Here is a 9,817-nt window from a genome sequence, read left to right on the forward strand (position 1 = left end):
GCGCAGCGGACCGCCGGCCGGCTGGCCGCTTCGGCGGGTGCGCCGGTCGTCCCGATGATCGCGCTGCTGGCCGGGGTGACACTGACCGACGACGACATGGCGGCGTTGCGGGTACTGGTGTCCGATCCGCCCGACATGACGTCGACCGACGCGTTCGTCGCTGCCGAACACCGGCTGCCGGCGGCCCGGCGGGCCCGGCTGCTGGCCGCGCTGGACAGGTTCGGGCTGGCCCATGCGCTGCTGGCCGTCGGCGCCGGGGCACAGACACCCGAGGTGGTGGGCGGGCTGCACGAGCTCAGTCAGACCGGCCGGGTGCTCGAGCAGCTGGCCGCCGCGGCGGCGCCGGTCCGGTACCGGCGGGCCCGCGCCGCCGTGCACGAGCTGGGCGTCCTGGCGGCGCGGACCGATGACGACGGGCTGGCGGCGTTCCTCGCCTCCGACGCCGTCGTGCTGGGGCTCATGTCGGCTGCCGTGGACGTGGTGCGGGCCTGCGGGGGCCGGGTCGACCACGCCGACACCCCGGAGGCGCAGCTGCACCGGGCGGTGCACTGGCGGCGCTACGCCGGCGGTCCGGTCAGCCCCGTCCATCGGCGGTGCGCCGCCGACATCACGCGCGGGTCGTTGCGGCTGATGAGCCGGGACCGATGACCGCTGAGGTGACGGTGCTGGTGGCCGGGCCGCCCCGGGCGGGGGCCACCAGCCTGCTCGCGCGACTGCGCGAACGGATACCCGGGGTGCGGTTCGTGGAGGCCGGCCAGCAGACAGCGCAGCCGGCCGTGGTCGTGTTCGTATGCTCGGCGGTCGCGCCGATCACCGAATCGGACTGTGCGCTGGCGGCACGGTCGGCCGGGTGCACCGACGCGGTGATCGCGGTGCTGGCCAAGATCGACGACCACCGCGGCTGGCGGGAGGTGCTGGACGCCAACCGCAGGGGCCTGGCGGCCGCGGTGCCCCGGTTGGGGTCGGTGCCGTGGGTCGGGGCAGCACCGGCCCCACGCCTGGGTGAGCCGTCCGTCGACGGTGTCGTCGACCTCGTTCGAGCCGCACTCGACGACCCGGGTCTGGCCCGGCGGAACACCCTGCGCAGGTGGGAGGACCGGATCGCCACCGCGGTCACGGTGCTGCAGGCCGGGGCGGCGCAGCGGCAGGCGCAGCGCGATGTGCTGGCAGCGCGGCGGGACGCACTGGTGCGTGCCCGGCGGATGGCGGCTTCGCAGCGGGCGGTCTCGGTGCGCGGCGCGATCCAGCGGACCCGGCTGGAATCGACCTTCGCCGCCCGCGACCGGTGTGCGGCGCTGCGGGCCCGGCTTCTCGAGGCGCTGGCCGATACCGGCCGTGCGGGTCTGGCCGGGGTGCCCGGGCAGGTGCGACGGCAGTGCGGTGAGGTGGTCGCCGAGGTCGACGAGCTGGTCTCGGCGCGGCTGCGGGACGTGGCCGGAGAATTCGCGGTCCCGCAGTTCGCCCGGCCTGGGCCGCTGCGGGAGCCGAGGATCGCCGATCCGCCGGTGCGGGCGCGCCGGCTGGAAGCCCGGTTGACGACGGTGCTGGGGGCGGGCTTCGGAATCGGTGCCGGCCTGGTGCTGGCCCGGTTCCTAGGTGGGCTCGCACCCGAACTGACGGTCGCCGGGGCGGTGGCCGGCACGCTGCTCGGACTGGGTCTGACGGTGTGGGTGGTGGGCGCACGGGCGGTGCTGGCGCAGCGCGCGGTGCTCAGCGGTTGGGTCGTCGAGGCGACCGCGGCAGCCCGCGCGGTACTGGAGGAACGGATCGCGACCCGGCTGCTGGCTGCGGAGTCGGCTCTGACCGCGGCCAATTCGGAGACCGGCTTGGCCGAGGACGCCGTTGCCGCCGAGCGCATCGCCGCCTGTGCGGCCGAATCGGCCGAACTGGCGCGGTTCGCGGAGCGCAGCGACGGGCTGTGGCGTGCGTGTGAACCGGGTCTGGGGCGCGCTCTGGCGGCGGTGCGCCACGGATTGCGGATCTCGAAGCAGGGCCCCACACTTGTTACCGAGCGGTAGGCGACCCGGTCGGGGCCATCTGAATCGTTCTTGTGAGTGAACGGACATAGTCCTGAATTACCGCGGGTATGTCACCCGCGTTAACCTCAATACCAGGGGCGGCGCGGGCTGCTGACTATTCAGGCCCTTGGCGTGGAGATCACGCAGCTGGCGTCCCGGCAGACACCTCGCAGGACGATGCAGGAGACGACACAGCATGACCGCAGCGACCATTCCGGGTTTGGATTCCGCACCGACGAAGCACGAAGGCCTGCTGGCCTGGGTGCGGGAGGTTGCCGAGCTGACCCAGCCCGACCGAGTGGCGTGGGCCGACGGGTCCGATGAAGAGAACCAGGCCCTGTGCGACCAGCTCGTCGAGGCGGGCACGTTCCAGAAGCTCAACTCGGAGAAGAAGCCGAACTCCTACCTGGCGCTGTCGGACCCCTCCGACGTGGCGCGCGTGGAGTCGCGCACCTTCATCTGTTCGGAACGGGAGATCGACGCGGGTCCGACCAACAACTGGATGGACCCGGCCGAGATGCGCGGCCTGATGACCGAGTTGTACCGCGGCAGCATGCGCGGACGGACCCTGTGGGTGGTTCCGTTCTGCATGGGCCCGCTGGACGCCGAGGATCCCAAGCTCGGCGTCGAGATCACCGATTCGGAGTACGTCGTGGTGTCGATGCGCACGATGACCCGGATGGGCACCAAGGCCCTGGAGAAGATCGGCGACGACGGTTTCTTCGTCAAGGCGCTGCACTCCATCGGTGCGCCGCTGGAGCCGGGTGAGAAGGACGTGCCGTGGCCCTGCAACGACACGAAGTACATCACCCACTTCCCGGAGACCCGCGAGATCTGGAGCTTCGGATCGGGCTACGGCGGCAACGCGCTGCTGGGCAAGAAGTGCTACTCGCTGCGCATCGCATCGGCGATGGCCCACGACGAGGGCTGGCTCGCCGAGCACATGCTGATCCTGAAGCTGATCTCGCCGGAGAACAAGGCCTACTACATCGCGGCGGCGTTCCCGTCGGCTTGTGGCAAGACCAACCTCGCGATGCTGCAGCCCACCATCCCCGGGTGGCGCGCCGAGACCGTCGGCGACGACATCGCCTGGATGCGTTTCGGTAAGGACGGCCGGCTCTACGCCACCAACCCCGAGTTCGGTTTCTTCGGGGTCGCGCCGGGCACCAACTGGGACTCCAACCCCAACGCGATGAAGACGATCGCCGCCGGCAACACGGTGTTCACCAACGTCGCCAAGACCGATGACGGCGATGTGTGGTGGGAAGGTCTGGAGGGCGAGCCCGACCACCTGATCGACTGGAAGGGCAACGACTACATCCTGCGCGAGACCGAGACGAAGGCCGCGCACCCCAACTCGCGCTACTGCACCCCGATCTCGCAGTGCCCGACGCTGGCCCCGGAGTGGGACGACCCGCAGGGCGTGCCGATCTCGGCGATCCTGTTCGGTGGGCGCCGCAAGACCACGGTCCCGCTGATCACCGAGGCCCGCGACTGGCAGCACGGCGTGTTCATCGGCGCCACCCTGGGCAGCGAGCAGACCGCGGCCGCCGAGGGCAAGGTCGGCACCGTGCGCCGCGATCCGATGGCCATGCTGCCGTTCCTGGGCTACAACGTCGGCGACTACTTCCAGCACTGGATCGACATCGGCAAGCAGGCCGACGAGTCCAAGATGCCGAAGGTGTTCTTCGTCAACTGGTTCCGCCGCGGCGAGGACGGCCGGTTCCTGTGGCCCGGCTTCGGCGAGAACAGCCGGGTGCTCAAGTGGGCGATCGAGCGCATCGAGCACAAGACCGACGGCAAGAGCACCCCGATCGGCATCGTGCCCAGCGCCGACGATCTGGACCTCGACGGTCTCGATGTCGATGCCGCTGATGTCAACGAGGCGCTCGCGGTCAAGCCCGACGAGTGGCGCAGTGAGCTTCCGCTGATCGAAGAGTGGTTCGAGTTCGTCGGGGAGAAGCTTCCGACCGGCATCAAGGACGAGTTCGACGGCCTCAAGCACCGCCTGGCCGAAGCGGACTGAGCCCGCACCCCAACGCAGGAGCCCCTCGTTCCCCTTGCGGAACGGGGGGCTCCTGCGTCGGGACGCGAATTCCTTGACACCCGTCAAGTCATCCGTCGTAGAGTCATGCCATGCAGATTCGCGACACCGCCGTTGCCACCCCCGACAAGCCCGCCATCATCATGTATCCGTCCGGGGTGGTGGTGACCTTCGGGGAGCTGGAGGCCCGGGCTAACCGGTTGGCCCATCTGTTCCGCTCCGCCGGACTGGTCGAGGGTGACGTCGTCGCGATCCTGATGGAGAACAACGCCCACATGCATGCGGTGATGTGGGCCGCCCGCCGCGCCGGCCTGTACTACGTGCCGATCAACACCCACCTGACCTCCGCCGAGGCGGCCTACATCATCGACAACAGCGCCGCCAAGGCGATCGTCGGTTCGGCCAAGCTCGAAGCGACCCTGGCCGGCCTGGACGCCGAGCTCCCCAACGGGCTGCCCCCGCTTCTGGTGATCGCCGACGGGCAGCTCAACGGATGGCAGAGCTATCCCGAATGCGTTGCCGATCAACCGGACACCCCGATCGACGACGAGATCGAAGGTGACCTGCTGCAGTACTCCTCGGGCACCACCGGCCGCCCCAAGGGCATCAAACGCGAACTGCCCCACGTCGCCCCCTCGGAATCACCGGGGCTGATGGCCGCCCTGGTGTCGTTCTGGATGCATCCCGACACGGTGTACCTGAGTCCGGCGCCGCTCTATCACACCGCGCCGTCGGTGTGGTCGATGCAGACCCAGGCCGGCGGCATCACCACCGTGGTGATGGAGAAGTTCGACGCCGAGGGCGCCCTGGACGCCATCGCCAAGCACCGTGTCACCCACGCCCAATTCGTGCCGGTCATGTTCACCCGGATGCTGAAGCTGCCCGAGGACGTGCGCAGGTCCTACGACGTGTCGAGCCTGGAGCGGGTGATGCACGCCGCGGCGCCGTGCCCGGTGGAGATCAAGAAGCAGATGATCGACTGGTGGGGGCCGATCATCGACGAGTACTACGCGTCCTCCGAGGCGCACGGGTCGACGCTGATCACCGCCGAGGAATGGCTCACCCACCCCGGGTCGGTGGGCCGCCCGCTGGCAGGTGCGCTGCACATCGTCGGCGAGGACGGCAAGGAGCTTCAGCCGGGCCAGCCCGGGGAGATCTACTTCGAGGGCGGCTTCGACTTCGAGTACCTCAACGACCCGGACAAGACCGCGTCGTCACGGCACGCCAGCGGCTGGAAAACCGTCGGCGACATCGGCTACGTGGACGAAGAGGGCTACCTCTACCTGACCGATCGCCGGCACCACATGATCATCTCCGGCGGCGTCAACATCTACCCGCAGGAGGCGGAGAACCTGCTGGTGACCCATCCGAAGGTGATGGATGCCGCGGTGTTCGGCGTCCCCGACGACGAGATGGGCCAGCGCGTCAAGGCTGTCGTGCAGACCGTCGAACCCGGCGACGCCACACCCGAGTTCGGCGACGAGCTCCTCGATTGGCTACGGGATCGCCTCGCCCACTACAAATGCCCGCGCTCGATCTCCTTCGAGGCCCAGCTGCCCCGCACCGACACCGGAAAGCTGTACAAGCAGGAGCTGATCGCGAAATACTCGCGCTGATGCACGTCGTGGACCTCGCCCAGGCGCCGCCGCTGGAAGCCGTCGGCCCACCGGGCGTGGTGGTGGCCACCGGAGACCTCGGGGCCCGGCATGCCGAATACTGGCTGCAGCAGGCCAGTTTCACGCTGCTCGAGCAGCCCTGCGACGACCGCCGCACGGTGCGGGTGGACTCGGTTGCAGGTGCCCTGGCCTCGCTCGAGGAGCGCTGCACGACCTGGCCGACGGCCGCCGCGGTCGGTGACGACGTGCTGCGCGCGGTGAACACCGAGGCCCCAGCGTATTCCGGTGTCATCACCGAGTCACTGGCCTACTCCACCCTGCAGGGCGGATCGGAGTTCGCCGACTGGCTGCACCGTCGAGGCCCGAAAACGGTGCCCACCGAGGACGATCCGGTCCTCATCGACCGCGGTGGCGACACCGTGTGCATCCGGTTCAACCGTCCGTCGCGGCACAACGCGTTCTCCACCGGCGCGCGGGCCGCACTGCTCGACGCGCTCGAAGTGGCCCGCCTCGATCCGTCCGTGCGCGAGGTCGTGCTCGGCGGAACCGGTCCATCGTTCTGCAGCGGTGGCGACCTGGCCGAATTCGGGTCCTTCGCCGATCCGGCCGCCGCGCATCTGGCCCGCACCCGGCACAGCCCGGCTCTGGCCCTCGACGGCCTGCGCGCACTCTTCGGGAACCGGTTGCGCGCCGAGATCCACGGGCAGGTGCTCGGCAGCGGCCTGGAGATGGCGGCGTTCTGCGGCCGGGTCACCGCGGATCCCCGGACCCGGTTGCGGCTGCCCGAACTCGAACTCGGGCTGATTCCCGGCGCCGGGGGCACCGTCAGCATCACCCGCCGGATCGGGCGGTGGCGCACCGCGTTCATGTTCCTGTCCGGGGTGTTCGTCGACGTGCCGCGGGCGCTGGAGTGGGGTCTGGTCGACGACCTCGAAGATGCGGTCTGATCTGCCCTGTTGTCGCTACCGGTGTCAGCCCGACCGGCGCAGCGTCACCCGGTAGGTGTACTGCTCGGGCAGGAACTGGCTGACGGCCAACTCAACCGGCCGGCCGGTGCCGTCGGTGTAGAGCCGGTCGACGCGCAGCATCGGGTGCCCGGGTTCGCAGGACACCGCCGCGGCCGCTGCGGTGTCGGCCGCGGCCGCCGTGATCGACTGGGCGGCCTCGGCGATCGGCACCCGAAGGCGGGGTTCGAGCAGCCCGATCACGGTGTGGGTGCTGACCGCCCCGGTTGCCAGATGCGGCGAATCGAGGACGAAGTCGGCGACCTCGGGCGGCAGGTGGATCGTGGTGAGGCCGAACGGGGTACCGTCGTGCAGCCGCCGGAACACCACAGAGAAGACGATGTCGCCGTCGAGGCGAAGCCGGCTCGCCGCCTCGATGTCCACCCGGCGGTGCAGCCCGTCGAGCACCTGCATCGTGGTGTCCTGGGACAGGCTCATCAGATCCTCGATCGACCCCAGCTGTCGCAGGTACCGTCGCCCCTGCTCGCCGGCATAGCTGCCGCGTCCGGGGACCCTGAAGACGACCCCCTCGGCCACCAGGTCCTGAAAGGCCCGCCGGACGGTCTGGCGTGACAACCCGTGCCGTGCGACGAGTTCGGACTCGGTCGGCAGCCGGGTGCCGTCGGGATACCGGCCCGCCGCGATGTCGGCCCGCAGTTGTTCGCGCAGCACCTGGTAGGCCGGTGCGGCGGTCATCAGATGCCGCCCCTGGCCACCAGCTGTCCGGCGATGACGTTGCGCTGGATCTCGTTGGTGCCCTCGCCGACGATCATCAGCGGGGCGTCGCGGAAGTAGCGTTCGACGTCGTACTCGGTGGAGTAGCCGTAGCCGCCGTGGATGCGCACGGCGTTCAGGGCGATCTCCATGGCGACCTCGGAGGCGAACAGCTTGGCCATGCCGGCTTCCATGTCGGCGCGCTGGCCGGCGTCGTAGCGGTCGGCGGCGTGCAGGGTGAGCTGGCGGGCCGCGGTGAGTTTGGTGGCCATGTCGGCCAGATAGTGGCCCACCGCCTGGTGTTTCCAGATCGGCTGGCCGAAACTCTGGCGGTCCTGGGCGTAGTCGAGCGCGTCCTGCAACGCCGCCGAGGCCACCCCGAGCGCGCGGGAGGCCACCTGGATACGACCGGTTTCCAGCCCCTTCATCATCTGGGCGAACCCGCGGCCGGGGGCGTCGCCGAGTACCGCCGAGGCCGGGACCCGGCAGTCGTCGAAGCTCAGCTCGCACGACTCGACCCCCTTGTAGCCCAGCTTGGGGAGGTCGCGGGAGACCGTCAGACCCTCGCTGGGGTTGTCCACCAGCACCACCGAGATGCCGGCATGGCGCGGGCTGGCCTGCGGGTCGGTCTTGCACAGCAGCGCGATCAGCCCGGACCGCCTCGCGTTCGAAATCCACGTCTTGGAGCCGTTGATGATCAGGCCGGTGCCGTCGGCGCCGGCCGGGAGCGCGGTGGTGGTCATGTTCTGCAGGTCCGAGCCGCCGCCCGGTTCGGTCAGGGCCATCGTCGCGCGCAGTTCCCCGGTGGCCATGGCCGGCAGGTACCGCTGTTTCTGCTCCTCGGTGCCGAACAGGTCGAGCAGCTTGGCGACCACGGTGTGGCCGCCCATCGCACCGGCCAGGCTCATCCACCCCCGCGCCAGCTCCTGGGTGACCAGGACGTAACAGCGGGTCGACACCGGCGTACCGCCGAACGCCTCGGGGACCGCCAGGCCGTAGATGCCGATGCGCTTCATCTGCTCGATCCACGGCTCGGGGTAGCTGTTGGCGTGCTCGACGTCGCGGACAGCCGGTTTGACCTCACGGTCGACGAACGTCCGCACAGTGTCGACGAGCATGGTTTCCTCGTCGGTCAGCCCCTCGTTCAATGCGTCGCCTCCACCTCACAAAAGTACGGCCATTTCCACATCCGCAGTCCGGCGTTCCGGCACGATATTGACACACGCTGCAGATCGGTGCCAGCATCCCGGTGTGACTTTGTACGGCCAAATTCCCGGTGGGCCCTATTTCGACGACCTGGCCGTGGGCCAGGTGTTCGACACCGCACCGTCGATGACGCTCACGGCCGGCGCCGCCGCCGCACACCAGGCCATCATCGGCGACCGGCTGCGGCTGGCCCTCGACGGCGAGCTCACCGGGGCGGTGGTGAAGGCGACCGCGCCGCTGGCGCATCCGGCGCTGGTGTGCGATGTGGCGATCGGGCAGTCCACGCTGGTGACCCAGCGGGTCAAGGCCAATCTGTTCTACCGGGGGCTGACGTTCCACCGGTTCCCGGTGATCGGCGACACGCTCTACACCCGGACCCAGGTCGTCGGCCTCAAACAGAACACCGCCAAACCCGGCCGCGCCCCGACCGGCCTGGCCGCGCTGCGGATGACCACCATCGACGGGGTGGGCCGGCTGGTTCTCGACTTCTATCGCTGCGCGATGCTGCCGTGCAGCGATGAGCACGTCGAGACCGGACACCGCGACGATCTGTCCGGTGTCGGTGCGGCCGCCGGGGTGGCGGCGCCCGACCCCACCGCCGACTGGGATGCCGCGGCCTATCGCGAGCGGGTGCCCGGCCCGCACTTCGATCCCGCAGCGGCCGGCGTCGTGCTGCACAGCACCGCCGACGTCGTGACCAGCGCTCCGGAGCTGGCCAGGCTGTCGATGAACATCGCTGCCACCCACCATGATTCGCGTGTCGCCGGGCAGCGGTTGGTGTACGGCGGGCACACCATCGGGCTGGCCCTGGCTCAGGCCACCCGGCTGCTGCCCAACCTGGTCACCGTGCTGAGCTGGCAGTCCTGCGATCACACGGGTCCCGTCCAGGAGGGCGACACCCTCTACAGCGAACTGCACATCGAGGACGCCGAACCGCGGCCCGACGGCGGGGGTGGGGTGCTGCGACTGCGCTCGCTGGTCTACGCCGTGGCCGACTCCGGCGCGGACCGCCAGGTGCTGGACTGGCGCTTCAGTGCGCTGATGTTCTGAGCGCCGCCCCGGTCACAATGGTGTGGTGAGTCCCGTGTCCGTGCCCGCCGCCGTGCTCGCCCGCGCGGGTGCGCTCGCGCGGACCCTGGAGTCGCAGACGGGTGCCGGGGTGGATGCCGAGGAGCTGCTGGGCGGGCGCGCCGTGCTGCTCGGGCTGTCCGGCGC

Annotated in this window: 8 protein-coding genes; 6 read left to right on the top strand and 2 right to left on the bottom strand. The window is 70.0% G+C overall.

What is annotated here, in order from left to right:
• The 5 genes from ACXAID_RS25025 to ACXAID_RS25045 all read left to right on the top strand — a co-directional run.
• Positions 1–648 (top strand): hypothetical protein (locus ACXAID_RS25025; protein WP_475024881.1); only part of this gene is annotated, 648 nt, incomplete at its 5' end.
• Positions 645–2,018 (top strand): hypothetical protein, encoded by a 1,374-nt coding sequence (locus ACXAID_RS25030; RefSeq protein WP_475024882.1) that lies wholly within the window; start codon positions 645–647, stop codon positions 2,016–2,018. The genes ACXAID_RS25025 and ACXAID_RS25030, both read left to right, overlap by 4 nt.
• 196 nt (positions 2,019–2,214) lie before the next feature.
• Complete coding sequence (locus tag ACXAID_RS25035; RefSeq protein ID WP_475024883.1) at positions 2,215–4,044, top strand: phosphoenolpyruvate carboxykinase (GTP); 1,830 nt, start codon at positions 2,215–2,217, stop codon at positions 4,042–4,044.
• A gap of 110 nt (positions 4,045–4,154) precedes the next feature.
• Entirely contained in the window at positions 4,155–5,678 is a 1,524-nt protein-coding gene (fadD4, locus tag ACXAID_RS25040) for a fatty-acid--CoA ligase FadD4 (RefSeq protein WP_475024884.1), read from the top strand.
• Positions 5,675–6,625, top strand: coding sequence for an enoyl-CoA hydratase/isomerase family protein (locus tag ACXAID_RS25045; RefSeq protein ID WP_475024888.1), 951 nt, complete (start codon positions 5,675–5,677; stop codon positions 6,623–6,625). Before fadD4 ends, ACXAID_RS25045 begins: the two co-directional genes overlap by 4 nt.
• Before the next feature lie 24 nt (positions 6,626–6,649).
• On the opposite strand, the gene ACXAID_RS25050 is transcribed toward ACXAID_RS25045, so the two are convergent.
• Together ACXAID_RS25050 and ACXAID_RS25055 are read right to left on the bottom strand one after the other, a co-directional pair.
• Entirely contained in the window at positions 6,650–7,378 is a 729-nt protein-coding gene (locus ACXAID_RS25050; RefSeq protein WP_475024885.1) for a GntR family transcriptional regulator, read from the bottom strand.
• Positions 7,378–8,544: an acyl-CoA dehydrogenase family protein gene (locus ACXAID_RS25055; protein WP_475024886.1), complete on the bottom strand. Its 1,167-nt coding sequence runs from the start codon at positions 8,542–8,544 to the stop codon at positions 7,378–7,380. Before ACXAID_RS25055 ends, ACXAID_RS25050 begins: the two co-directional genes overlap by 1 nt.
• 103 nt (positions 8,545–8,647) lie before the next feature.
• On the opposite strand from ACXAID_RS25055, the gene ACXAID_RS25060 reads away from it, so the two are divergent.
• The gene (locus ACXAID_RS25060; RefSeq protein ID WP_475024887.1) at positions 8,648–9,652 is read left to right on the top strand and encodes a MaoC family dehydratase; all 1,005 of its coding nucleotides are present in this window, start codon (positions 8,648–8,650) and stop codon (positions 9,650–9,652) included.
• Positions 9,653–9,817: the final 165 nt, after the last annotated feature.

The sequence above is a fragment of the Mycobacterium sp. ABE4_509 genome (assembly GCF_056160785.1).

What these genes read in the sequence shown, in the direction of transcription:
- ACXAID_RS25030 (WP_475024882.1), top strand. Translation starts at nt 645, where the DNA reads ATGACCGCTGAGGTGACGGTGCTGGTGGCCGGGCCGCCCCGGGCGGGG.
- ACXAID_RS25050 (WP_475024885.1), bottom strand. Translation starts at nt 7,378, where the DNA reads ATGACCGCCGCACCGGCCTACCAGGTGCTGCGCGAACAACTGCGGGCC.
- fadD4 (WP_475024884.1), top strand. Translation starts at nt 4,155, where the DNA reads ATGCAGATTCGCGACACCGCCGTTGCCACCCCCGACAAGCCCGCCATC.
- ACXAID_RS25035 (WP_475024883.1), top strand. Translation starts at nt 2,215, where the DNA reads ATGACCGCAGCGACCATTCCGGGTTTGGATTCCGCACCGACGAAGCAC.